The sequence below is a fragment of the Micromonospora sp. NPDC005161 genome (genome assembly GCF_053599855.1).
In genome coordinates this window covers 115,164-138,618 of record NZ_JBSFYQ010000009.1, presented here as the reverse complement: position 1 = coordinate 138,618, position 23,455 = coordinate 115,164, and the positions used below count along the sequence as shown (strand labels likewise).

14 protein-coding genes are annotated in these 23,455 nt (G+C 73.9%); 10 read left to right on the top strand and 4 right to left on the bottom strand.

Annotated features, from left to right (window positions below):
* Nucleotides 1-22 precede the first annotated feature (22 nt).
* On the bottom strand, nucleotides 23-622 hold the full coding sequence (locus ACWD5O_RS11720; protein ID WP_450085258.1) for a nucleotidyltransferase family protein: 600 nt from the start codon (nucleotides 620-622) through the stop codon (nucleotides 23-25).
* 167 nt (nucleotides 623-789) lie between these two features.
* Between ACWD5O_RS11720 and ACWD5O_RS11715 the strand changes: the two genes are divergently transcribed.
* The 4 genes from ACWD5O_RS11715 (at nucleotide 790) to ACWD5O_RS11700 (ending at nucleotide 4,428) form a co-directional block, all read left to right on the top strand.
* Nucleotides 790-1,842 (top strand): phosphate acyltransferase, encoded by a 1,053-nt coding sequence (locus ACWD5O_RS11715; protein ID WP_450085257.1) that lies wholly within the window; start codon nucleotides 790-792, stop codon nucleotides 1,840-1,842.
* 77 nt (nucleotides 1,843-1,919) lie between these two features.
* Entirely contained in the window at nucleotides 1,920-2,897 is a 978-nt protein-coding gene (locus ACWD5O_RS11710; RefSeq protein WP_450085256.1) for an ATP-binding cassette domain-containing protein, read from the top strand.
* The gene (locus ACWD5O_RS11705; RefSeq protein WP_450085255.1) at nucleotides 2,894-3,667 is read left to right on the top strand and encodes an ABC transporter permease; all 774 of its coding nucleotides are present in this window, start codon (nucleotides 2,894-2,896) and stop codon (nucleotides 3,665-3,667) included. Before ACWD5O_RS11710 ends, ACWD5O_RS11705 begins: the two co-directional genes overlap by 4 nt.
* Nucleotides 3,664-4,428 (top strand): ABC transporter permease, encoded by a 765-nt coding sequence (locus tag ACWD5O_RS11700; RefSeq protein WP_450085254.1) that lies wholly within the window; start codon nucleotides 3,664-3,666, stop codon nucleotides 4,426-4,428. Before ACWD5O_RS11705 ends, ACWD5O_RS11700 begins: the two co-directional genes overlap by 4 nt.
* Nucleotides 4,429-4,444: 16 nt before the next feature.
* Here ACWD5O_RS11700 and ACWD5O_RS11695 read toward each other — a convergent pair whose 3' ends face one another.
* Nucleotides 4,445-5,284 (bottom strand): acyl-CoA thioesterase, encoded by an 840-nt coding sequence (locus ACWD5O_RS11695; protein WP_450085253.1) that lies wholly within the window; start codon nucleotides 5,282-5,284, stop codon nucleotides 4,445-4,447.
* Between the two features lie 78 nt (nucleotides 5,285-5,362).
* Here ACWD5O_RS11695 and ACWD5O_RS11690 point away from each other — a divergent pair, with 78 nt between their 5' ends.
* Both ACWD5O_RS11690 and ACWD5O_RS11685 read left to right on the top strand, forming a co-directional pair.
* Nucleotides 5,363-6,523: an acyl-CoA dehydrogenase family protein gene (locus tag ACWD5O_RS11690; RefSeq protein WP_450085252.1), complete on the top strand. Its 1,161-nt coding sequence runs from the start codon at nucleotides 5,363-5,365 to the stop codon at nucleotides 6,521-6,523.
* A 40-nt stretch (nucleotides 6,524-6,563) separates the two neighbouring features.
* Nucleotides 6,564-7,619, top strand: a complete 1,056-nt coding sequence (locus tag ACWD5O_RS11685) for an acyl-CoA dehydrogenase family protein (protein ID WP_450085251.1) — start codon at nucleotides 6,564-6,566, stop codon at nucleotides 7,617-7,619.
* Nucleotides 7,620-7,654: 35 nt separating this feature from the next.
* Here the strand turns inward: ACWD5O_RS11685 and ACWD5O_RS11680 are convergent, their stop codons facing one another.
* A complete protein-coding gene (locus ACWD5O_RS11680; RefSeq protein ID WP_354965242.1) occupies nucleotides 7,655-8,050 on the bottom strand; it encodes a VOC family protein in 396 nt (131 codons plus the stop codon).
* A 79-nt stretch (nucleotides 8,051-8,129) separates the two neighbouring features.
* Between ACWD5O_RS11680 and ACWD5O_RS11675 the strand changes: the two genes are divergently transcribed.
* Complete coding sequence (locus ACWD5O_RS11675) at nucleotides 8,130-9,662, top strand: GMC family oxidoreductase (RefSeq protein ID WP_450085250.1); 1,533 nt, start codon at nucleotides 8,130-8,132, stop codon at nucleotides 9,660-9,662.
* On the opposite strand, the gene ACWD5O_RS11670 is transcribed toward ACWD5O_RS11675, so the two are convergent.
* Nucleotides 9,659-10,936, bottom strand: coding sequence for a condensation domain-containing protein (locus ACWD5O_RS11670; protein ID WP_450085249.1), 1,278 nt, complete (start codon nucleotides 10,934-10,936; stop codon nucleotides 9,659-9,661). The two genes, ACWD5O_RS11675 and ACWD5O_RS11670, sit on opposite strands and share 4 nt — an antisense overlap.
* Nucleotides 10,937-11,014: 78 nt before the next feature.
* On the opposite strand from ACWD5O_RS11670, the gene ACWD5O_RS11665 reads away from it, so the two are divergent.
* From ACWD5O_RS11665 to ACWD5O_RS11655, 3 genes are read left to right on the top strand one after another with little or no spacing between them, the layout of a single operon-like run.
* Nucleotides 11,015-11,983: a ferritin-like domain-containing protein gene (locus ACWD5O_RS11665; protein ID WP_450085248.1), complete on the top strand. Its 969-nt coding sequence runs from the start codon at nucleotides 11,015-11,017 to the stop codon at nucleotides 11,981-11,983.
* A gap of 16 nt (nucleotides 11,984-11,999) precedes the next feature.
* Complete coding sequence (locus ACWD5O_RS11660) at nucleotides 12,000-18,434, top strand: amino acid adenylation domain-containing protein (RefSeq protein ID WP_450085247.1); 6,435 nt, start codon at nucleotides 12,000-12,002, stop codon at nucleotides 18,432-18,434.
* Nucleotides 18,431-23,455, top strand: a complete 5,025-nt coding sequence (locus ACWD5O_RS11655; protein ID WP_450085246.1) for an amino acid adenylation domain-containing protein — start codon at nucleotides 18,431-18,433, stop codon at nucleotides 23,453-23,455. The genes ACWD5O_RS11660 and ACWD5O_RS11655 overlap by 4 nt, the downstream gene beginning before the upstream one ends.

Here is a 23,455-nt window from a genome sequence, read left to right as displayed (position 1 = left end):
ACTCTATCCGGGGGCTCGCGCGTCAGGCGTCCGCCGTACCCCGGGTGAGCCGGTAGGCGGCGGCCTGTTCGGGCAGGTCGATGTCGGTGTTGTCGGCGACGTCGGAGCACGGCACCAGCCGCACGGCGTCACCCTGCGCCCGTAGGTAGTCCCGGGCGCCCCGGTCCCCGATCGCCGCCGCCGCGACGCCGGCCCAGTGGTGGCGGCCGAGCAGCACCGGATGCCCGCGACGACCGTCCTGGTAGGTGGCCACCGCGAGGGAGTCGGCGGTGGCGTCGCGGGCGACCCGGCGTACCGCATCGGGGGTCAGGCCAGGCATGTCGACCAACGTGACCACGGTTGCCACGGCCGTGCCGGACGTCAGGGCGGACAGCCCGGCCCGCAGAGACGAGCCCATGCCCGTCTCCCAGTCGTCGTTGAGCACCACGGTGGGTAGCCGCGTCCGGGCGCGGATCCTGTCGGCCTGCGCCCCGAGCACCACCACGACCGGCCGGCAGCCGGCGGCCGTGAGGATCTCCGCGGCGTGCTCCACCAGGAGCCGCCCCCGGTACGACAGGAGGGCCTTCGGCATGCCGAACCGGCGGCCGGCACCCGCCGCGAGGAGCAGTCCCGCCGTAGCCATGCGCGGAGTGTAGCCCCGGCTCTCCTTCGGTTCTGGCTTCTCGGAGCCCGCCTGAACCAGGCCGCGAAGAGCTCCGGGGGTGATCCGGCCGGCCCGGAGAGCTAGCATGCATCTCGTATCTGCTGTCACGTGTTTGTGGTGAGGTGCCGGATGGCTGGGATGCGATAGTGGCACGTCACGGTGACCGGCCGGGCCGGCGGCTGCGGGTGGCGGTCGACGCCGCCGGGGCGGATCTCGGCCCGGAGCCCGTCGTCGCCGGCGCGCTGGCCGCGGCCGCGACGGTGGACGTGCTGCTGGTCGGCCCGCCGGCGCTCGTCCGTCCCCTGTTGCCCCGTGGAGTCCCGCCGCCCGGCGTACGACTGGTGGACGCCCCCGACGTGGTCGCGATGGCCGAGGATCCGGTGGCCGCGACGTACTCCAAGCGGCGCTCCTCACTCCTGGTCGCCGCTGGGGAGGTGGCGGCGGGTCGGGCCGACGCCATGGTGACCGCGGGCAACACCGGCGCGGCGGTGCTCGCCGCTGCTGTCCGGATGGGTCGGGTGCCGGGGGTGAGCAACCCGGCCCTGGCGATGGTGCTGCCGGTGCCCGGCGCCGGCCCGACCGTGCTGCTGGACATCGGCGCGACCGCCGCGGCCGTGCCCGAATGGCTGGTCGAGTTCGCGGTGCTGGGCGCGGAGTACGCACGGGCTCGGCTGGGGCTGGCCCGACCGCGGATCGGCCTGCTGTCCAACGGCCACGAGGCGGTCAAGGGCGGGCCGGTACGCCGCGACGCGCACCTCCTGCTGGCCACGATGCCCGGTTACACCGGCCAGATCGAGGCGTACGACGTGCTCGGAGGCCGGGTCGACGTGGCGGTGACCGACGGTTTCACCGGTGACGTGGCGCTGAAGACGTACGAGCGCACGTTGGACGCGACCGTCGGTTTGGCGCTGGACGCGGTGCGGGCCTTCTCGCCGATCGGCGTCCTGGCCCGGGACCGGCAGCGGCGGGTGACCCGGGCGGTGCGTGACGGGCTCGCGGCCGAGCCGGGCGGGGCGCTGCTCGGGGTACGCGGTGTGTGCGTGATCTGTCACGGGACGGCCACGGCGGCCGACGTCGAGGCGAGCGTGGGAATCGCCGGGGAGTGTTTCCGCTCGGGTGTGGTGGGGCGGATCACCGGGGCGTTCGCGGCGTCGTCCCAGCAGCGACTCCGGGGGCGACGCAGCCCCGTCGACGGCTGAACTATCCATTCTTGTATCTGGCTTTGCGAAGACGAGCGTTGATATGGTTCCGGGATTCCTGGCATGAGGGTGGTGCGATGTCACAACAGATGATCCAGGTCAGCGATCTGCGCCGGTCGTTCGGCACGACGGCGGCGGTCGACGGGGTGAGCTTCGAGGTCGCCGCGGGTGAGGTGGTCGGTCTGCTCGGGCCCAACGGCGCGGGGAAGACCACCACCATCCACTGTCTCACCACGCTGCTGAGGCCGGACGCCGGCACCGCAGGCGTCGCCGGCTTCGACGTGGTCGACCAGGGCTCCGAGGTGCGCCGCAGCATCGCGGTCACCGGGCAGTTCGCGGCGCTCGACGAACTGCTGACCGGCCGGGAGAACCTGGTCCTGTTCGGCCGGCTGCTCGGGCTGGGCCGGCGCGCCGCCGCCACCCGGGGCGACGAACTCGTCGAGCGCTTCGACCTGGGCGAGGTGGCGGGCAAGGCGGTCCGCACGTACTCCGGTGGCCTGCGCCGCCGCCTCGACCTGGCCGCGAGCCTGGTGGTCGACCGGCCCGTGCTGATCCTCGACGAGCCGACCACCGGGCTGGACCCGCGCAGCCGGCGGGCGCTGTGGGAGATCGTCCGGGAGTTGCGCGACGCCGGCACCGCCGTCCTGCTCACCACGCAGTACCTGGAGGAGGCGGACCAGTTGGCCGGGCGGGTCCTGCTCATCGACCACGGCAGGGTCGTCGCCGAGGGCACCCCGGACGAGCTCAAGCGTCAGCTCGGCGGCGCGGTCTGCGAGGTGCGGGTGGAGGACCCACGGGCGCGGGCGGTCGCGGTCGAGCAGCTGCGTGCCGCCTTCCCGGGGCTGACCGAGGACGAGGACCTGCTGCGGCTCGCCGCCGGTTCCGGCACGCTGACCGAGGTGGTCCGGCGGCTCGAATCGGCCGGCGTGGAGGCCGACGACGTCACCGTCCGGCGGCCCACCCTGGACGAGGTGTTCCTCTCGGTGACCGGGTCCCTCGACGCGGACGCGGACCGGTCGAGGGTGGCGCCGGGCGTGGCGGGGGCCGGCCGGTGAGCACCACGGCTGCTGCCGGGGCCAGCCCGCTGCGGCAGTTCACCGTCCTGGCCGCCCGTAACCTGCGGCAGGCCCGCGCCGGCCGGTCGGTTGGCCTGACCGTCGTCTTTCCGCTCGCGTTCTTCGCCGGCTTCATGGTCGTCTTCCGACGGCTGATGTCCGACTACGGGATCGCCTACGAGCAGTTCCTCCCGCCGGCGATCGTTGTGCAGACCACCGCCCTGGTCGCCATGTCGGCCTGCTACATGATCGCCGGTGACGCCCGCAGCGGCCTGATCGCCCGCTACCGGACGCTGCCGATGAGCGCGGTCGTGGTGCCGGCGGCTCGGCTCGTGGTGGACGCTGCCCGGGCCGCCGTCGCGGTGGCGGTGATCCTCGTCGCCGGGGTGCTGGTCGGGTTCCGGTTCAGCGCGGGCGCGGCCGGCGCGGCGGGTTTCGTGCTGCTGGCGGTGGGCTTCGCGGTGGTACTCGCGGCTGGTTGCGCGGCCCTGGGGCTGGGCGCCCGTGACCCGGAGCAGGTGTACTCGGCGCTGACCCTGCCGTACCTGGTGCTCACCACGGTCTCCACCGCCTTCGTCCCGGTCGACGCGTTCCCGGGCTGGCTGCAGCCGGTGGTGGAGGTGTCGCCGTTCTCCGCCCAGGTCGACGCGTTGCGCGCGCTGTCCACCGAGGGCGCCGAGCAGAGGGTGTGGCCGGCCCTCGTCTGGCTGCTGGTCCTGGGGCTGCTGTTCGGAGTGGCCGCGGCACGTTCGTTTCGGAGGAGCCGATGAGTACCGTCACGCAGGCCTCGCTGTTCGCCGGGCGCAACCTTCGCCGGTTCTTCCGGGCGCCGCCCGCGCTGGTCTACTCGTTCGCGTTTCCGGTGCTGCTCCTGCTCACCCAGTACGCGGTCTTCGGCCGGATCGTCGGTGACGGCGACCGGCAGCACTACCTGGAGCGGTTGGCCCCGCTGGTGGTGCTGTCCACCGCCGCGTTCGGGTCGCCGTCGAGCGCCGTCGGGTTCCTGCGTGACCTGCGGGGCGGGCTGGTCGACCGGCTGCGCACGATGCCGGTGGCGCCGGGGGCGCTGCTGGCCGGCCGGGTCGCCGGGGACGTGCTGCGCATCGTCCTGATCGGAGCGCTCACCACGGGCGTGGCGATGCTGCTGGGTTTCCGGTTCCGGGAGGGGCCGCTGGCGGTCGTCGGCTTCTTCGCGGTGATCGCGCTGTTCGGCCTGATGTGGGCGGCGATCGCGCTGTGGCGGGGGTCGGGGCCCGGTGACGAGGAGTCGCTGCCGCCGTCACTGACCGGTCCGGCGACCCTGTTGTTCATCTTCTCCTCGGGTTTCGTGCCCGTGTCGGCGTTCCCGTCGGTGGTGCAGCCGGTGGTGCGGGCCAACCTGTTCTCGGTCGCCACCGAGGCGTTGGTGGGCCTGTCCAGCGGCGGGCCGGTCCTCGTTCCGGTGCTGCAGACGATCGCCTGGGTGCTTGGGTTGGGCACGGTCTGCCTGCTGGTGGCCCTGCGCCGGTTCGGCCGGCGCACGGCTCGCTGAAACCAGTTGGGGCCGGTCAGACCGGGCTGGCCATCCGGTAGAGCATCTGTTGACCGCCGGTGGCGAGCAGCAGCCCGGTGTCCGACCAGACGCGGGCGCGGGCGCCGAGCACCCCGCCGGTGGCGGCGGCGGCTTCCCCCTCCACCAGCAGCCAGCCGGCGCCGTCGTCGCCGCCCTGGAAGCCCACGTACAGGTCCATGCTCGGGGCCATGAAGGTGGTCCGCTCGAACGCCTGCACGACCGCCGGGAATTGCACCACGTCGACGGCGAAGACCAGTCGGGCCGCCGCCAGCCAGGGGCCGGCGTCGGCGGGTAGCTCCTCGTGCAACCGCAGCCAGCCCCGGATGGTCGGTACGCCGTCGCGTTGCGGCTCCCAGCCGCCGGCGGGCCAGCCGGCCAGGCGTACCTCGTAGCACCGCTCCCAGATCGGCAGCACGGGCAGTCCGTCGCGGCGCATGAGCTCGACCAGGGTGGGCAGCTCGTCGGGCTTGGGCAGGTCCGGTGGCGGCATCCAGCGTCGCTCCGGGCCGAGCAGCCCGGCGGCGATGGTCCAGACGTGTGCGGTGAGCAGGATCCGGCCGCGCTGCCGCAGGGTGACGTGCAGGGCGGCGGCGCGGCGAGTGCCGTGCACCCGGGTGACCTCGATGTCGACCTCGCCGTAGCGCGGTGGTGCGAGGAACTGGCAGTTCAGGCTCACCGGCAGCATGGCGCCGGCCTCCTCGCCCGCCGCGCGCAGCGCGATCGCGGCCAGGTAGCCGCCGTTGGGCCCCCACACCGACCAGTCCTCGGCCAGGTGGGCGCGGTACCGGCCCGGCGCGGTCTGCCGCACCGCGGCGTCGTCCGCGAGACTGGCCATCGAGGACCCCTTCCGGTGTCGGGACGCGTTCAAACAAGATACTGCAGATCAAAAGCAGATACGAGTACGATGCGGCGCATGGATCTGCGTGACAGCGCCGAGGAGGCGGAGTTCCGGGCGGGACTGCGCGAGTGGCTGGCGGGCGCGGTGCCGGCGACCACCGGGCCGGACGGGGCCCCACCACAGGGGCGGTGGGGCGACATCGCCGCGGTGCGGTCGTTCACCTCGGCCCTGCACGCCGCCGGGTACGCCGGCCTGACCTGGCCGGCCGAGTACGGCGGGCGCGGGTTGGCCCCGGCGTACCAGGCGATCTACCTGGAGGAGACGGCCCGCGCCGAGGCCGCCGAGCACATCGGAGTCATCGGCCTCGGCATGGTTGGGCCGACGATCATCGCCTGCGGATCGCCGGAGCAGCGCGCCTGGTACCTGCCGCGGATCCTCACCGGAGAGAGCATCTTCTGCCAGGGCTTCTCCGAGCCGGAGGCGGGCAGCGACCTGTCCGCCGTGCGGACCGTCGCGCGACGCGAGGGCGACGAGCTGGTGGTGACCGGGCGCAAGGTGTGGTCGTCGTACGCGCACCTCGCCGACCACTGCCTGCTGCTGGCGCGCACCGATCCGCAGCAGCGGCGCCACCGGGGATTGTCCTGCCTGTTGGTGGACCTGCGCTCGCCCGGTGTCACGGTCCGACCGATCCGCCAGATGACCGGTGCGGCGGAGTTTGCCGAGATCGAGTTCGACGAGGTCCGGGTGCCGCTCGACGCGGTGGTGGGTGGGATCGGTGAGGGCTGGCGGGTCGCGATGACCACCCTCGCTCACGAGCGGGGCACGTTCGGGTTCACCCTGACCGCCCGGCTGGAGGTGGCGTTCCGGCGCCTGGTCGCGACCGCGCGGGCCCGGGGCCGGGACACCGACCCCCTGGTACGCGACCAGATCGCCGCCCGCTACGTCGAGCTGGAGGGTCTGCGTTGGACCAACCGGCGCGGGCTGGCCGAGCTGGCGCGTACCGGGGTGCCGGGCCCGGAGACCTCGGTGATCAAACTGCGCTGGTCGCAGGCGCACCAGCGGCTGACCACCCTGGCCGTGCAACTGCTCGGCGCCGGCGCCGAACCGGACGGCTGGGACCGTTACTGGCGGCACCAGATGCTGCGCAGCCGCGCCAACACCATCGAGGGCGGCACCTCCGAGGTGCTGCGCAACCTGGTCGCCGAGCGCGTGCTGGGCCTGCCCCGGTCGTACTGACCCGCGCCTCGCGGCGGCGCCCACGACGAGGAGAGATCCCATGGACTTCGCACTGACCGGCGAGCAGGAGACGCTGCGGGACACCGCGGCCAAGTACCTCGCCGACGACCGGTCCCTGAGCGACGGCCGGGCCTGGGCCGAGATGACCGACCTCGGCTGGCTGGACGCGGAGCTGGGCACGGTCGAGCTGGCGCTGCTCGCCGAGCAGCTCGGCTGGGCGCGCAGCCCGTCGCCCTGGTGGGCCACGATCGGGCTGGCCGGTCCGGCGCTTCGGGCGGCGGGTCGCCCTCTCTGCGCTCCCGCGACGCTGGCCTGGGCCGAGGAGAACGGCCCGGGCACTCTCGCCGGCGCCGTGGCCGCTGTCCGTCGGCCGGTGACCGACCCGGCGCTCGGCTGCGCCGTCGCCTCCGACGGGACACTGACCGGACGCAAGGTCCGAGTGCCGAACGTGACCGAAGCCGTGGACCTGGTGGTGACGGCGAGCGGCCCGCGCGGCGTCGAGCTGCGTCTGGTCGACGCGTCCGCGTTGCGGCCGGCGCCGGCCGGTGCCGGCGGGCAGGCGCTCGACCCGACCCGGCCCGTCGCGACGGTGGAGCTGACCGGCGTACCCTCGGCGCCCCTCGTGGCCGCGGACGCCGCAGCCGACGTGCTCGCGGTGACCCGACGGCGGAGCCTGGCGCTCCTCGCCGCCGAGGCCGTCGGCGTGGCGGCGAGAGCTCTGTCGTGGGCCAGCGGGTACGCCGCCACCCGGACCCAGTTCGGCCAGCCGATCGGTGCGAACCAGGCGGTCGCGCATCCGCTGGCCGAGAGTTACGGGCAGGTCGAGACGGCCCGGTCGCTGGCCTACCGGGCCGCGTGGTCGGTCGACGCGGAGCCGGGCCCGATCGCCGACCGGGCGGTGCTCACGGCCAGCGTGGCGGCCCGCGAGGCCGCGATGACCGCCTGCGAGGCGGCCATCCAGACCTACGGCGGCAGTGGCTTCACCTGGGAGCAGCCACTGCACCACTGGTACCGCCGGGCGTGGTGGTTGGCCACCTACGACGGGACGGTCGCGGACGTTCGGGGCGAGCTGGCCGGGCTGCTGCTCGACGGCTGAGCCCGCCGGCCGCGCGCCGGATCAGCCGGCGGGGATCAGGACGAGCCGGGTCGGTAGGAGCCGAAGCTCCACAGGTTGCCCTCGGCGTCGCGGACGGAGTATCCCTGGCCTCCGTAGTCCTCGTCGCGGAGCTTCTGCACGACCTCGGCGCCGGCGGCGACGACCCGCTCGTAGTGCGCTGCCACGTCGTCGATGACCACATAGGTCGCGGCGGGCCCGGTGTCCAGGACCATCCGGCCGTCGCTGCCGTCCGTCTGCGAACCGAGCATGATCATGCCGCTGCCCCAGGTGAGCTGTGCGTGACTGATGGAGTCGTCCGGACCGGGGACGACTAGTTCCTCGCGGAAGCCGACGACGTCGACCAGCCACCGGATGGCGGCCGGAGCGTCGCGGTAGCGCAGGGTGGGGATGACTTCCGGGCCTCTACTCATACACGAGAGTCTAATGAAGAATCGCGGATAGCACATGTGATGCGTCCTGGCATGTCGTGTATTCGGCTAGGCTGACCCCATGCTTCGCTACGACTACGTGATCGTCGGCGCGGGTGCGGCGGGCGCGGTGCTGGCGGCCCGCCTGAGCGAGGACGCGGCCCGTTCCGTGCTGCTGTTGGAGGCCGGCCCCGACCTCGTCGGAGCGGCCGTGCCCGAGGCGTTGCGGACCGGCTCGGTGGAGGCCGAGGACGGCTTCGACTGGGACCTGCGGGCGACCGTCGTCGCCGGCCGGGAAGCGCCGCTGCGGCGCGGCCGGGTGGTTGGCGGTTCGACGCAGATCAACGACCGGGGCGCGATGCGTGCCCCGGCCGCCGATTTCGTCGGGTGGGGCGCCCGCGGCCTGCCGGAGTGGGACTGGCCGGCGGTCCTGCCGGCCTTTCGCCGACTGGAGAGCGACCAGCAGTTCGGCGAGCGCGACCACCACGGCGCCGACGGTCCCGTCCCGATCACCCGATGGTCGCGTGGCGAGCTGACACCCGCGATGGACGGCTTCCTGCAGGCCGCGCTCAACCTCGGGCACGACTACCAGGACGACATGAACGCCCCCGACGCCGTCGGCATCGGGATGTATCCGCAGAACCGGCGCGACCGGCTGCGGATGTCGACCGCGCTCACCCACCTGGACCCGGCCCGGTCCCGGCCCAATCTGGTCGTCCGGGGCGACGCCGAGGTCGAGCGCGTGCTGCTGGCCGACGGGCGGGCGGTGGGCGTGCAGGTCGCGGGGGAGACCATCGGCGCCGGGGAGGTGATCCTCTGCGCCGGCTCGCCGTACAGCCCGGCCCTTCTGCTGCGCTCCGGGATCGGCCCCGCCGACGAGTTGCGCGCCGCAGGGATCACACCGCTGGTCGACGTGCCGGGCGTGGGCACCGACGTCATCGACCAGCCCGGCGCGATCATCCTGGTGGTGCCCGAGCCGGAGACGGTGGGCGGCGACTGGCCGCGTACGCAGCTCATCGCACGGCTCGCCGGCATCCCGGGGCACGAGGCCGACCAGGCGTTCTATTTGAGCCTGTTCACCGGCATGAGCACCTTCCGGGGTGCCGGCGCGGGTCTGGACCGGATCATCGGCGCCGACCTGGTCAACACCGTGATGATCGGCGACATGGCGATGGCGTCGCGGGGGCGGATCGCCGTGCGCGACGCCAGCGGAACGGCCCCCGTCGTGGGCCTCAACTTCTATTCCGCCGACGGTGACCTCGCCCGGATGCGCGACGCGTACCGGCACGCGTGGGAGATCGCCAACCAGGCCGCCTTCACCAAGACGGTCGCCCGGTTCGCGCTCGTCGACGACGCGGTCGTGGGCGACGACGAGCAACTGGACCACCTGCTGCGCGCCACCACGTACAGCCGGTTGAACCTGGTCGGTGGCGCCCGGATGGGCGCGGCGGACGACCCGGGCGCGGTCGTCGACGGCCGCTGCCGGGTGCGCGGCGTGGCCAACCTGCGGGTGGTGGACGCGTCCATCGTGCCGGTGCCGCTGCGCGCGCCCGCCGCGTTGACCAGCATCATGATCGGTGAGCGGGGCGCCGAGCTGATCGCGGGCGAGCGTTAACGGCGCAGCAGTGTCGACAGTGCCGCGCCCGGGTTGGCCACGACGGCCCGGGCGACGGTGACGTAGCCGTCGAGCAGCCGGACGGCGTCCGCCGGCGCCAGCCGTGGCGTGTGGAACAGCACCACCCGCAGCCCGTTCCCGCGCGGCGCGAGCGCCAGCTCGGTGCCGAAGCGGCTGCCGATCGCCTCCGGGACGAGCAACTCGAACTCGGTGTCGCCGACGCGGACGCGGTGCGCCAGCTCGGCCATCATCTGGAACACCACGTCGTCGACCCGGCCGCCCAGGTTGGCGCTGCCGGTGGACACGGCCTGGTAGGGCTGCTCCTGGTTGGCGAAGGCGGCGGCGGTCGTCGCGTGGGTCGCCTGCACCAGGGCCTGGAAGGTGGCGAACGGCGGCAGCCGGGTGCGCAGCACCACCATGTTGGCGCAGAAGCCGACGGTGCCTTGGCTCTCCGGCCGGCTCCGGTTGGCGAACAGCGAGGCGACGGCGAGATCGCCCTGCCCGGTCACGCGGTGCAGGACCGCGTAGTAGACGGCCAGGGCCACGGTGAACAGCGTCGTGTGGTGTCGCCGGGCCAGGGCGCGCATCCCGTCGGCGACGCCGGCGTCGAGATCCCGGGCCAGCACGCCCGGGGTGGTTCCCGGTGGCGGCTCGCGGTACGGCAGGCGCGGCAGCCGCAGCCCGGTCAGCTGGTCGCGCCAGAACGCGCGTTGCCGTTCCAGCTCCGCGCCGGCCAGCCGATCCTCCTGCCAGGCCACGAACTGCGGGTACTGCCAGCGCACCGGGGGCAGCTCGGCGGGTGACCCGGTGCAGAGGGCGCGCAGCTCCTCGAAGAGCAGCCCGCACGACCAGGCGTCGGTGACCAGGTGGTGCATGGTGAAGCAGAGGATCACCTCGTGGTCGGTGACCCGCCAGGCGGTGGCCCGGGTCGGCCAGTGTGCGACGTCCACCCGGGTGGCCAGCTCTGCGGCGACGGCCGCGTCGGCCGCGGCGTGCGGATCGGGCTCGCCCCGCAGGTCGACCACGGTGAGCTCGACGGGCCGCGGTTCGTGCACCAGCTGGGACAGCCGTGGCCCCCGCCCCGTGAAGGTGGTCCGCAGCGCCTCGTGCCGCGCGGTCAGCGCGGTCAGCGCCCGCCGCACCGCAGCCACATCGACGTCGCCGGAGAGACGGCACAGCAGTGGGCAGTTCAACGCCCCGTGGTCCGCCCGGTAGTGCTCGATGATGCCGAGCAGCCGCTGTCCCACGGAGGCCGGTACGGGTCGGGGCGCCACGGCACGACCGTACCGCCCGTCGTTGTATCTGTCATCAAGGGTCTGGCATCTTGTGTTGTCTCTCGGTACCTTGGGCGCATGTCTGGTCTGTCGGTGACCACCCCCGTGCGTGCGCAGCTGACGTGGCGGTACGAGTCCGAGATGCCGCGCGTGCTCTCCCTCTACGAACGGGCCAAGAGCGCGCAGTGGAACGCCAGCACGGATGTCGACTGGTCGATCGAGGTGCCGTTCGGTGCGCCGCTGCCCGACGACTCCGCGTTCGCCATGGCGTCCTTCGAGTCGTCCCCGCTGGCGCGGCGGGGCCGCCCGATGTGGGACACCTTCCGGTGGGAGCTGCAGTCGTGGATGGTGAGTCAGTTCCTGCACGGTGAGCAGGGGGCGCTGGTCGTCGCCGCGCGCCTGGTCGAGGTCGTGCCCGACCTGGACAGCAAGTACTACGCCGCGAGCCAGGCCGCCGACGAGGCCCGACACGTCGAGGCCTTCTCCCGCTACCTCCGCGAGAAGGTGCCGCACCCGTACGCGATCAATCCGGCGCTGTCCGAACTCATCAAGGACCTGCTGTCCGACTCCCGGTGGGACATCACCGCGCTGGGCATGCAGATCGTGGTCGAGGCCCTGGCGATGGCCGCGTTCCGGCTGGCCAACAGCACCTTCCACGACCGTCTCATCTGCGACATCACCCGGTTGGTCGCCCGCGACGAGGCGCGGCACGTGTCGTTCGGAGTGCTGTCGCTGGAGGGCATCTACCGGGAGATGACCAGCGCCGAGCTGGCCGACCGTGAGGAGATGGTGCTCGACTCGGCGAGCCTGATGCGACGCCGGTTCCTGCTCGAGGACGTCTGGGATCGCATCGAGGTCGACCGGACCGAGGGCGTCGACTTCGCGTCGCACAACGAGCTGATGATCAAGTACCGGCAGGCCATCTTCGCCCGGGTGGTGACCGCCCTGGCCAACATCGGCCTGCTGACCCCCCGGGTCCGCGAGGGCCTGGAGCGACTGGACCTCATCGGGTTCGCCGACCGCTCGATCCGCGTCCCCCGTGCCTGACCTGTCGGGAGTAGACATGCCAGTGCTGACCACGCTGACCCTGGACGGCATGTGCGCCGACGTCGCGGCGCTGCTCGAGGAGCCGGTGTCGCCCGACGACGACCTGCTGGAGCGCGGCCTCGACTCGATCGGGCTGATGCGACTCGCCGCCGGTTGGGCCGGCGCGGGGCTCACCTTCGCCCAGCTCATCGAGCACCGCGCCGTTCGGCAGTGGCATGCGCTGGCCCACCCGGCGGCCGGGGACACGCCGCCCGTCGGCGAGTCGGCCGAGGACGACGACGAGGTGGCGGTCGACCCGGACGAGCCGTTCGCCCTGGCCACCATGCAGCACGCGTACTGGGTCGGACGTGCCGGGGACCAGGCCCTCGGCGGTGTGGGCGCGCACTTCTACAACGAGTTCGACGGCCGGCAGGTGGACCCGGACCGGCTGCACCACGCGATCCGGGCGCTGGTCCGCCGCCACGACATGCTGCGGGCACGCTTCCTCGACGACGGACGGCAGCAGATCACCCCGGACGGCGCCTGGCCCGGCCTGACCGTGCACGACCTGCGCGACCTGCCCGACGGCGAGCGGGACCGGCGGCTCGCCGACCTGCGCGCCACCCTGTCCCACCGCACCCTGCGGGTGGACCGCGGCGAGGTGTTCGACGTCCAGCTCTCCCTGCTGCCCGACGGGGCGAGCCGGGTGCACGTGGAGATCGAGATGCTGGTCGCCGACGCGCACAGCTTCCGGCTGCTCCTCGCCGACCTCGCCCGGCTCTACCGCCGGCCTGACGAGCCGCTGCCGGCGATCAGCTACAGCTACCCCCGGTATCTGGCCACCCACGAGCGGCGCCGGGCCGACGCCCGCGAGGCCGCGGCCCGCTACTGGCGGCAGCGGGTGCCCGACCTGCCCGGCGGGCCCGACCTGCCGGTGGCCGGGGCCCCGGAACGCATCTTCGGCCACCGGGTGCTGCGGCACCACCATTGGCTCTCCGGCGCCGACCGGGACCGGCTCGCCGCCCGCGCGCGAGAGCACGGCGTCACCCTGTCGATGGTGTTCCTGACGGCCTTCGCCGAGGTCCTGGCCGCCTGGAGCAGCCGGCAGCGCTTCCTGCTCAACCTGCCGCTGTACGACCGGACGCCCTACCACCCGGACGTGCCGTTGCTGAGCGGGGACTTCACCAACCTGCTGCTGCTCGAGGTCGACGCCACCGACGAGGTGCCGTTCGTCGACCGCGCCCGCCGGCTTCAGGAGCAGTTCGCCCGGGACGTGGCGCACAGCGCGTACTCCGGGGTGGACGTGCTGCGCGACCTGGCCCGCGCCCGGTCCGACCGGGGGGTGCTCGCCCCGGTGGTCTTCACCAGCGCGCTCAGCCTCGGCGACCTGTTCGGCGCCGACGTCCGCGAGTGCTTCGGCGACCCGGTGTGGACCTCCTCGCAGACCCCGCAGGTGTGGCTGGACAACCAGGTAACCGAGCGCGAGGGGGGCCTCTACCTCAACTGGGACCTGGTGGCGGAGCTGTTCCCGCCCGGTGTGTCCGAGGCGATGTTCGCCGCGTACGTCGAGCTGCTGACCCGGCTGACCGACGACGACTGGACGGCGCCGGCGCCCGACCTGCTGCCCGCTGGGCAGCGGGCGGTCCGGCGGCGTGCCAACGACACGGCGGCGACACTGCCGGTCGGCCTGCTGCACGAGGGCTTCTTCGCGTGGGCGGGGCGGGAGCCGGGGCGGGTGGCGTTGCTGGGTGACGCGGTGGCGGTGTCCTACGGGGAGCTGGCCGGGCGGGCGTTGACGCTGGCCGGGGCGTTGACGCGGGCCGGGGTTGGTCCGGGGGACGCGGTGGGGGTGTGCCTGCCCAAGGGTGTCGACCAGGTCGTCGCGGTGTTGGGTGTGCTCGCCGCCGGTGGCGTGTACGTGCCGGCCGGCGTGGACCAGCCGGCCGCACGGCGCAGCCGGATCTGGCAGCGGGCCGGCGCGACGGTCGTGGTGGGCGACGGTGGGCTCGCCCCGGCCGGCGACGGCGGGCCGGCCCTGGACGGGTGCGTGCCGGTCGACGCGGACGCGTTGGCGTACGTCATCTTCACCTCCGGCTCCACCGGCGAGCCCAAGGGCGTCGAGGTGCCGCACGCCGCCGCCGGCACCACCATCGAGGCCATTCGCCGGCGTTTCCACATCGGCGCGGACGACCGGGTGCTGGCGGTGTCGGCGCTGGACTTCGACCTGTCGGTGTTCGACATCTTCGGGCTCCTCGGCGCCGGCGGCGCCGTCGTGCTGATCGGCGAGGAACATCGGCGCGACGCGGTCGCCTGGCGTCGGCTCGTCGCCGCGCACCGGGTGACCGTCTGGCAGTCGGTCCCCGCGCTGCTGGACATGCTGCTGACCGCCGCCGAGGCCGACGGCGGGCTGGAGCATCTGCGGCTGGCCCTGCTCGGCGGCGACTGGGTCGGCCTGGACCTGCGCGACCGGCTGGTGGCTCTGCGCCCGGACGCCCGGCTCGTCGCCCTCGGCGGCACCACCGAGACCGCCATCCACTCGACCGTCTTCGAGGTGGGCGCGGTGCCCGCGCACTGGCGGTCCATTCCGTACGGCTTTCCGCTGCCCAACCAGCGCTGCCGCGTGGTGGACGGGCGGGGGCGGGACTGTCCGGACTGGGTGGTGGGGGAGTTGTGGATCGGTGGCGCCGGGGTGGCGGCGGGTTACCGGGGGGATCCGGAGCGCACGGCGCAGCGGTTCGTGGCGCAGGACGGGGTGCGGTGGTATCGCACGGGGGATCTGGGCCGGTACTGGCCGGACGGGACGCTGGAGTTCCTCGGCCGGGCGGACTTCCAGGTCAAGATCCGCGGACACCGTATCGAGTTGGGCGAGGTCGAAGCGGCCCTGCTGGAGTGCCCCGGTGTGCGCGACGCGGTCGTGGTCGCCGTCGGCACGAGCACCCGCCGGCTCGCCGCCGCCGTCGTGCCCGAGACGCCCGACCTGGATCCCGAGGCGGTCCGGGCGTTCGTCGTCGACCGGCTGCCGGCGTACATGGTGCCGGAGCACGTCGCGGTGCTCGACCGGCTGCCGTTGAGCGGCAACGGCAAGATCGACCGGCCGGCGCTCACCCGCCGGCTCGCCGACCGCACCGACCGGCCCACCACCGTCGAGGCACCCGTCGGGCCGGTCGAGATGACGCTGGCCACCCTCTGGGCCGACCTGCTCGACGTGCCGACCGTCGGCCGCACCGACAGCTTCTTCGCCCTCGGCGGGGACAGCCTGCTCGCCACCCGGCTGCTCGGCCGGATGCGCGCGGCCGGGCTCGCCGGCGGCCAACTGCGCCGCCTCTTCGCCGAGCCGACGCTCGCCGGGTTCGCCGCCGGAGTCCGGCTCGACACGGGAGCCGGGCTGACCGGGACCTTCGTCGCCGACCCGGCGCACCGCCACGATCCGTTCCCCGCGACCGACGTGCAGCGGGCGTACTGGATGGGCCGGACCGGCGACTTTGCCCTCGGCGAGGTCGGATCCCACTGGTACTGGGAGTTCGACGGCGCGGACGTGGACCTCGAACGGCTCACCGCGGCCTGGAACGGGCTGGTCCGGCGACACGAGATGCTGCGGGCCGTCTTCGACCCCGACGGGCGCCAACGCATCCAGCCCGAGGTGCCCGAGGTGACCATCCCGGTCGGCGACGGCGAGGCCGCGCTCGCCGACCTGCGTGAGCGGCTGTCACACCGCGTCGCCGACCCGACGCGCTGGCCGCTGGTGGCCATCGAGGCTGTGCGGTACGGCGAGCGCCGGGTCCGGCTGGCGTTCAGCTTCGACTACATCGTGCTCGACGCGCTCAGCATCGTCACCGTCTTCGCCGAGCTGTCCGCCCTCTACGTCGACCTCGACGCGCCGCTGCGCCCGATCGGTGTGTCCTTCCGTGACTATGTGCTCACCGCCCAGCCCTACGAGGCCACCATCCAGGCCGACCAGCGCTACTGGTCGGCGCAGTCGGCCGAGCTGCCGCCCGCGCCGCAACTACCGCTCGCCGTCGACCCCGAACGGGTACGTGCGCCCCGCTTCGTCCGCCACGAGGCTCGGCTCAATCCGGCGGCGTGGACCGCCCTGGTGGACGCCGCCCGCGCCCACGGGGTGAGCCCGGCCGCCGTGCTCGCCACCGCGTACGCCGAGGTGCTCTCGGCCTGGAGCGGGCGAGGCGACCTCACCCTCAACCTGACCCTCTTCGACCGCCGGGAGGTCCACCCCGACATCGACCACGTGCTCGGCGACTTCACCTCGCTGCTGCTCGTCCCGCACCGGCCCGGCGTCGACGACGACTTCCTGACCCTGGTCCGCCGCCTGCAGGAGCGGATGTGGGACGGCATGGAGCACAACGGGGTCTCCGCCATCTGGGTGCTGCGGGAGATCGCCCGGCGTACCGGCGCGCCCGCCGCCACCATGCCGGTGGTCTTCACCAGCGCGTTGGGCATCAGCGACGAACTGGTCAACATGTCCCTGCCGTTCGGTGAGCAGATCTGGGGCGCGTCGCAGACCCCGCAGGTGTGGCTGGACAACCAGGTCATGGAACGCGACGGCGGCCTGAGCGTCAACTGGGACGTGGTCGCCGAGCTGTTCCCGGCCGGCATGGTGGAGGCGATGTTCGCCGCGTACGTCGAGCTGCTGACCACCCTGGCCGCCGGCGACTGGGCGCGAACCGTGCTGGTCGGGCTTCCCGAGGGGCAGCGGGCGGTCCGCGACCGGGTGAACGCGGCCACCGCGCCGACCCCACTGGGCCTGCTGCACGACGGTTTCTTCGCGCGGGCGGGGCGGGAGCCGGGGCGGGTGGCGGTGCTGGGCGATGAGGTGGTGGTGTCCTATGGGGAGTTGGCCGGGCGGGCGTTGACGCTGGCCGGGCGCTTGGGCCGGGCCGGTGTCGGTCCGGGGGACGCGGTGGGGGTGTGCCTGCCCAAGGGTGTCGACCAGGTCGTCGCGGTGTTGGGTGTGCTCGCGGCCGGGGGCGTGTACGTGCCGGTCGGCGTCGACCAGCCGGTGGTGCGCCGGGAGCGGATCTTCACCCGGGCCGACGTGAAGACGGTCGTCGGCGCGGACGGACTCGCCCCGGCCGGCGACGGTGGGCCGGCCCTCGACGGGTGCGTGCCGGTCGACGCGGACGCGTTGGCGTACGTCATCTTCACCTCCGGCTCCACCGGCGAGCCCAAGGGCGTCGAGGTGTCCCACGCGGCGGCCCTGAACACCCTCGCGGCGGTCAGCGACCGCCTGCGCCTCGGCGCGGACGACCGGGTGCTGGCGGTGTCGGCGCTCGACTTCGACCTGTCGGTGTTCGACATCTTCGGGCTCCTCGGCGTCGGCGGCGCGGTGGTGCTCGTCGAGGAGGAGCAGCGGCGCGACGCCCGCACCTGGCTGCGCCTCGTCCGTCAGCACGGCGTCACCGTCTGGAACACCGTGCCCGCTCTGCTCGACATGCTGCTCACCGCGGCCGGCGACGAACCGCTCGGCGCGCTGCGGCACGCCCTGGTCTCCGGCGACTGGGTCGGCCTGGACCTGCGCGACCGGCTCGTCGCCCGCCGCCCGGACGCCCGGCTGACCGCCCTCGGCGGCGCCACCGAGGCGGCCATCTGGTCCAACGCGTTCGACGTGGACGTGGTCCCCGCGCACTGGCGGTCCATCCCGTACGGCTTCCCCCTGCCCAACCAGCGCTATCGGGTCGTGGACGGTCGGGGGCGGGACTGTCCGGACTGGGTGGTGGGGGAGTTGTGGATCGGCGGCGCCGGGGTGGCGGCGGGTTACCGGGGGGATCCGGAGCGCACGGCACAGCGGTTCGTGGCGCATGACGGGGTGCGGTGGTATCGCACGGGGGATCTGGGCCGGTACTGGCCGGACGGGACGCTGGAGTTCCTGGGCCGGGCGGACTTCCAGGTGAAGATTCGCGGACACCGTATCGAACTGGGCGAGGTCGAAGCGGCCCTGCTGGAGTGCCGCGGGGTACGCGACGCGGTCGTGGTCGCCGTCGGCACGAGCATCCGCCGGCTCGCCGCCGCCGTCGTGCCCGAGCCGGACGTCACCCTCGACCCGGACGTCACCAGCACGTTCGTCGTCGACCGGCTGCCCGCGTACATGGTGCCGGAGCACGTCGCGGTGCTCGACCGGCTGCCGTTGAGCGGCAACGGCAAGATCGACCGGGGCGCGGTGGCCACCCTGCTGGCCAGCGGGAACAGCGGGCCGGCCGACGAGCCGCCCCGGCTCGGCCTGGAGAGCGACCTCGGCGCGCTCTGGGCCGACCTGCTGAACTGCCCCGTCCCCGGCCGCACCCGGAACTTCTTCAGCCTCGGCGGGGACAGCCTGCTCGCCACCCGGCTGCTGGCCGTGCTGCGCGAGCGGTACGGCGTCGACCTGCCGATGCGAGGCCTGCTCGACCGACCGACCATCGCGGACCTGGCCACCGCCGTACAGCACGCCGCCGGCACGTACGAGGAAGGGGCGATATGAACGGGCAGGACCTGGTTGCCGAGCTGGCGCAGTTCGGGGTCCAACTCTGGGAGGAGGACGGCCAACTCCGCTTCCGGGCCCCCACCGGCGCCCTCACCGAACAGCGACGCGCCGCGCTGCGCCAGCACAAGGAACAGGTGCTGGCCGTGCTGCGCGACGCCGCCGCGCCCACCGCCGTGCCGCACCCCGAGCAGCGCCACGAGCCGTTCCCGCTCACCGACGTACAGAGCGCGTACCTGCTCGGACGGGGCGACGGCTTCGCCTACGGCGGCGTCGGCTGCCACGGGTACGGCGAGCTGACCTTCACCGAGCTGGACGTCGACCGGCTGGAACGCGCCTGGCACGAGGTCGTCGCCCGGCACGACATGCTGCGGGCCGTCGTCAACCGCGACGGCTCCCAGCAGGTACGACCCGACGTGCCGGCGTACCGGATCGAGGCGCGCGACGCCGACGCGGCCGGCTTCGACGACGCGGTGGCCGCCACCCGGGCCGAGCTGGACCACCGCCGCTACGACCCGCAGCAGTGGCCGCTGTTCAGGCTCCGGGTCACCCGCGGCCCGGGGCGCTGCGTCCTGCACTTCTCGATCGACTTTCTGATCTGCGACTTCGTCAGCATCAACATCCTGCTCGACGAGCTGGGCCGCCGGTACGCCGGTGACCCGCCCACCGACGAGCTGACGCTGACGTTCCGCGACCACCTGCTGGCCACCGAACCGCTACGCGGCGGCCCCCGCCACCAGGCCGACCGGGACTGGTGGCTGGCCCGGCTCGACGACCTGCCGCCCGCGCCGGAACTGCCCCTGTGCGGCGACGGCACCGCCGCGCCGCCCCGCTTCCGCCGCCTCGACCTGCGGCTGGACCCGTCCGAGTGGGCCGGGTTGCGCCAGCGCGCCGGGCAGCACGGCATCAGCCCCTCCGGGGCGGTGCTCGCCGCGTACGTCGAGGTGATCGCCGCGTGGAGCGCGCACCCGCGCTTCACCGTCGACGTCACCCTGCTCAACCGGACGCCGACGCACCCGCAGGTGGATCGGATCGTCGGCGACTTCACCTCGGTCAGCCTGCTCGCCGTGGAGCAGAGCCCGGACGCGCCGGTCCAGGAGCGGGCCAAGCGGATCCAGGCGCAGCTCTGGTCCGACCTGGACCACCGCCGGTTCTCCGGCGTCGACGTGGTCCGCGAGCTGGCCCGCCGCCGGGGCGCCGACGCCGCACTGATGCCCATCGTCTTCACCAGCGCCATCGGCCTGGGCGGCGACACCGGCGTGGAGGGCTTCGGCGAGCTGGGGTACGGCATCAGCCAGACCCCGCAGGTGTGGATCGACTGCCAGAACATCGAGCGCTCCGGCGGGCTGGCCACCAACTGGGACGTCCGCGACGGCGTCTTTCCCGACGGCGTGGTCGACGAGATGTTCGCCGCGTACGCCGCGCTGCTGCGCCGGCTGGCGTGCACCGACAAGGCGTGGGAGGAGCTCGCCCCGGTCGCGCTGTCCGAGGCGAGCGCCCGTCGCCGCGCCGAGGTCAACGCCACCGCCGCGCCGCTGCCCGACGGGCTGCTGCACGAGGGCGTCCTCGCCCAGGCGCTGCGGACTCCGGACCGGGTGGCCGTGGTGGCCCCGGACGGCACGCTCACCTACCGGCAGCTCACCGGCCGTGCCGCCGCCGTGGCCGCCCGGCTGGCAGAGAAGGGCTGCCGGCCCGGTGACCTGGTCGCGGTGGTCGCCGACAAGGGCTGGCGGCAGGTGGTCGCGGTGTTCGGGGCGCTGCTGGCGGGCGCCGCGTACGTGCCGATCGACACCAACCAGCCGCCCGCCCGTCGTGACCTGATCCTCGCTGGCGCGGGGATCCGGCACGTCCTCACCGAGTCTGCCCGGGTGGACGGCGACTGGCCGGCGGGGGTGCCGCCGATCGCGGTGGACGACTGCGACGGCCCGGCGCCGACGGAGCTGCCGGCGCGGCCGGTCGGCCCGGACGACCGCGCGTACGTCATCCACACGTCCGGGTCGACGGGCACGCCGAAGGGCGTGGTGATCACCCACCGGGCGGCCCTGAACACCGTGGTGGACATCAACAGCCGGTTCGACGTGACCCCGGACGACCGGGTGCTGGGCCTGGCCAACCTCGGCTTCGACCTGTCCGTCTACGACCTGTTCGGCCCGCCCGCGGTCGGCGCCGCGCTCGTGCTGCCGGCGCCCGAGCGGCGGGGTGACCCCACCCACTGGGCCGAACTGGTCGCCGAGAACGAGGTGACCGTCTGGAACTCGGTGCCGGCGCAGCTCCAGATGCTCGCCGACTACCTCGCGGCCGCGCCGATGGTCCGGATCCCCTCGCTGCGGCTGGCCCTGCTCAGCGGCGACTGGATTCCGGTGACCTTGCCGGACCATATCCGCGATCTGGTCCCCGGCCTGGCCGTGGTCAGCCTGGGCGGCGCGACCGAGGCCGCCATCTGGTCGATCATCCACCCGATCGGCCGGGTGGACCCCGCCTGGCGCAGCATCCCGTACGGGGTGCCGCTGACCAACCAGACCTGGCACGTGCGTGACGCCGCGCTGCGACCCCGACCGGACTGGGTCACCGGGGAGTTGTACATCGGCGGGGCGGGGCTGGCGCTGGGCTACCTCGGCGACGAGGCGCGCACGGCCGAGCGGTTCGTCACCGACCCGGCCAGCGGCGAGCGGCTGTACCGCACCGGTGACCTCGGGCGCTACCTGCCCGACGGCACCATCGAATTCCTCGGTCGGGAGGACTTCCAGGTCAAGATCCGCGGCCATCGGATCGAGTTGGCCGAGGTCGAGTCGGCGCTGCTGACGCACCCGGCGGTGGGCGGGGCGATCGCCGTGGTGGACGGTGACCGTCCACTGGAGAAGCGACTGGCCGCCGTCGTCCAGCCCGCCGCCGTCGAACCCGGCCCCGGGCAGCCGGTCGACCCCGCCGGGCCCACCGCGGCCGGGACCGCCCTGGTCGCCGGCACCGACCTCGGCGTGTACGACGCGTACCTGCGCGAGCTGGACCGCCTCGGCCTCGCCGCCATGCTGGACACCCTGCGCGCCGCCGGGCTCGCCCTCGACGACCGCCCGCACAGCCTGGACGAGGTGTACGCCGCCACCCGCGTCGCGCCCCGGCACCGCCGGCTGCTGCGCCGCTGGCTGCGGGCGCTCACCGACTCCGGGGTGCTGCGCCACGACGACGGCTACCGGCTGGTGGCCGCGCCGCCGCCCGCCGCGCGGGCCTGGGACGCGGCCGCCGAGCGGGCGGCGTCGGTCGGGGAGTCTCCCGAGCTGGTCCGGTACTTCCAGGCCAGCGCCGCCGCGCTGCCGGCGCTGCTGCGCGGCGACGAGGACCCCCTCGCGCTGCTGTTCCCCGGCGGCGAACTGTCGGTGTCGGACAACCTCTACGCCGACGCCCTGTTCAACCGGTGGGCCAACACGGTCGCGGCCGCTACCGTCCGCGCCCTCGCCGAGCGGCTGACCGGGCCGGTGCGCATCGTCGAGGTCGGCGCCGGGTCCGGCGGCACCACCGCGGCCGTGCTCGACGCGCTGGACGGCCTCGACGTCGACTACCTCTACACCGACCTGTCCGCGTTCTTCCTCGGTGCCGGCCGGCAACGCTTCGCCGACCGGCCGGGCATCCGCTTCGCGCAACTGGACCTCGACGCCGACCTGGCCGGGCAGGGGATGCCGCCGAACAGCGCCGACATCGTGATCGCCGGCGACGTCCTGCACGCCACCCGGGACGTACCGGCCACCCTGGCGCGGCTGCGCGGCCTGCTCGCCCCCGGCGGGCACCTGGTGCTGCTGGAGATGACCCGGGAGCACTACCAGATCATGACGTCGCTGGAGCTGCTGGTCCGGCTCGACGACGACCTTGGGGACTTCGCCGACCTGCGCCACGGCACCGACCGGACGTTCCTCACCGGCGACGAGTGGCGCAGCCTGCTCGCCGCCGCCGGCGCGTCGTCCGTGCTCGACCTGCCGGCGGCCGGCGACCCGATGGCCGGGCTCGGCATGCGGATCATCGCCGCGCGGGTCAAGGCCGACCGGCGGCGGGTGGTACCCGACGAACTGCGGACACATCTGGCCGAGCGGCTGCCCGACTACATGAGTCCGGGCGTGCTGCGGGTGGTCGACGAGCTGCCCCGCACGGCGAACGGCAAGCTGGACCGCACGGCCGTACGACGGCTGGTGGCGGCCACGACGGCCGGTCCCGAGGTGGCCGCCGCGGCGCCGCTCACCGAGTTGGAGGAGCGGATCGCGGCCGTCTGGGCCGACGTGCTGCGGGTGGAGCGGGTCGGGCGGGACGCCGACTTCTTCGCCCTCGGCGGCGACTCGCTGCTCGCCGCGAAGCTCGCCGGCCAGCTCGCCGAGCGGGTGCCGGCCGCCGCCGACGTCTTCTTCGACGAGTTGCTGCGCAGGATCCTGGAGCACCCGACCGTGGCCGATCTGGCCGACCACCTGGCCGCCGCCGGCAGTGTCCGGCCGGACGAGCAACCGGCGGGCAGCGACACCGGCGAGGTGGTGACGCTGGCCGGCGGGGGCCCGCCCCGGTACGTCCTGGTCCACGATGGCAGCGGCGGCCTCGACGGGTACGCCGGGCTGGCCGAGCGGCTGGCCGGCTCGGGAGCCGTGTGCGGGATCGCGGACACCGGCCTGCACCGCTACGCCGGCCTGGACCCGGCGCCGCTGGTGCAACGCCTCGCCGCCGACTACACGGCGGCGCTGGCCGAGCACCTGTCGACCGGGTCGCTGACGCTGGTCGGCCGGGGCGAGGCCGGCGTGCTGGCGTTGGAGCTGGCCCGGCAGCTCACCGAATCGGGGGCGGACGTCGCCGGGCTGGTGGTCGCCGACCCGGTCACCGGCGACGGCTACGGCAGTTCCCCGTACGCGGGAGACGTCACGCTGCTCTGCCCGTCCGAGCCGGACCCGACGAGCGTCGACTGGTGGCGCGACGTGTGCCTGGGCGAGCTGACCGTGCGCCGGGTGCCGGACGATCCGGGCGCCTGGGCCGGCCCGATCGCCGGGGACGGCTGA

What these genes read in the sequence shown, in the direction of transcription:
- ACWD5O_RS11655 (WP_450085246.1), top strand. Translation starts at nt 18,431, where the DNA reads ATGAACGGGCAGGACCTGGTTGCCGAGCTGGCGCAGTTCGGGGTCCAA.
- ACWD5O_RS11695 (WP_450085253.1), bottom strand. Translation starts at nt 5,284, where the DNA reads ATGGCCAGTCTCGCGGACGACGCCGCGGTGCGGCAGACCGCGCCGGGC.
- ACWD5O_RS11660 (WP_450085247.1), top strand. Translation starts at nt 12,000, where the DNA reads ATGCCAGTGCTGACCACGCTGACCCTGGACGGCATGTGCGCCGACGTC.
- ACWD5O_RS11685 (WP_450085251.1), top strand. Translation starts at nt 6,564, where the DNA reads ATGGACTTCGCACTGACCGGCGAGCAGGAGACGCTGCGGGACACCGCG.
- ACWD5O_RS11665 (WP_450085248.1), top strand. Translation starts at nt 11,015, where the DNA reads ATGTCTGGTCTGTCGGTGACCACCCCCGTGCGTGCGCAGCTGACGTGG.
- ACWD5O_RS11710 (WP_450085256.1), top strand. Translation starts at nt 1,920, where the DNA reads ATGTCACAACAGATGATCCAGGTCAGCGATCTGCGCCGGTCGTTCGGC.
- ACWD5O_RS11720 (WP_450085258.1), bottom strand. Translation starts at nt 622, where the DNA reads ATGGCTACGGCGGGACTGCTCCTCGCGGCGGGTGCCGGCCGCCGGTTC.
- ACWD5O_RS11675 (WP_450085250.1), top strand. Translation starts at nt 8,130, where the DNA reads ATGCTTCGCTACGACTACGTGATCGTCGGCGCGGGTGCGGCGGGCGCG.
- ACWD5O_RS11690 (WP_450085252.1), top strand. Translation starts at nt 5,363, where the DNA reads ATGGATCTGCGTGACAGCGCCGAGGAGGCGGAGTTCCGGGCGGGACTG.
- ACWD5O_RS11680 (WP_354965242.1), bottom strand. Translation starts at nt 8,050, where the DNA reads ATGAGTAGAGGCCCGGAAGTCATCCCCACCCTGCGCTACCGCGACGCT.
- ACWD5O_RS11700 (WP_450085254.1), top strand. Translation starts at nt 3,664, where the DNA reads ATGAGTACCGTCACGCAGGCCTCGCTGTTCGCCGGGCGCAACCTTCGC.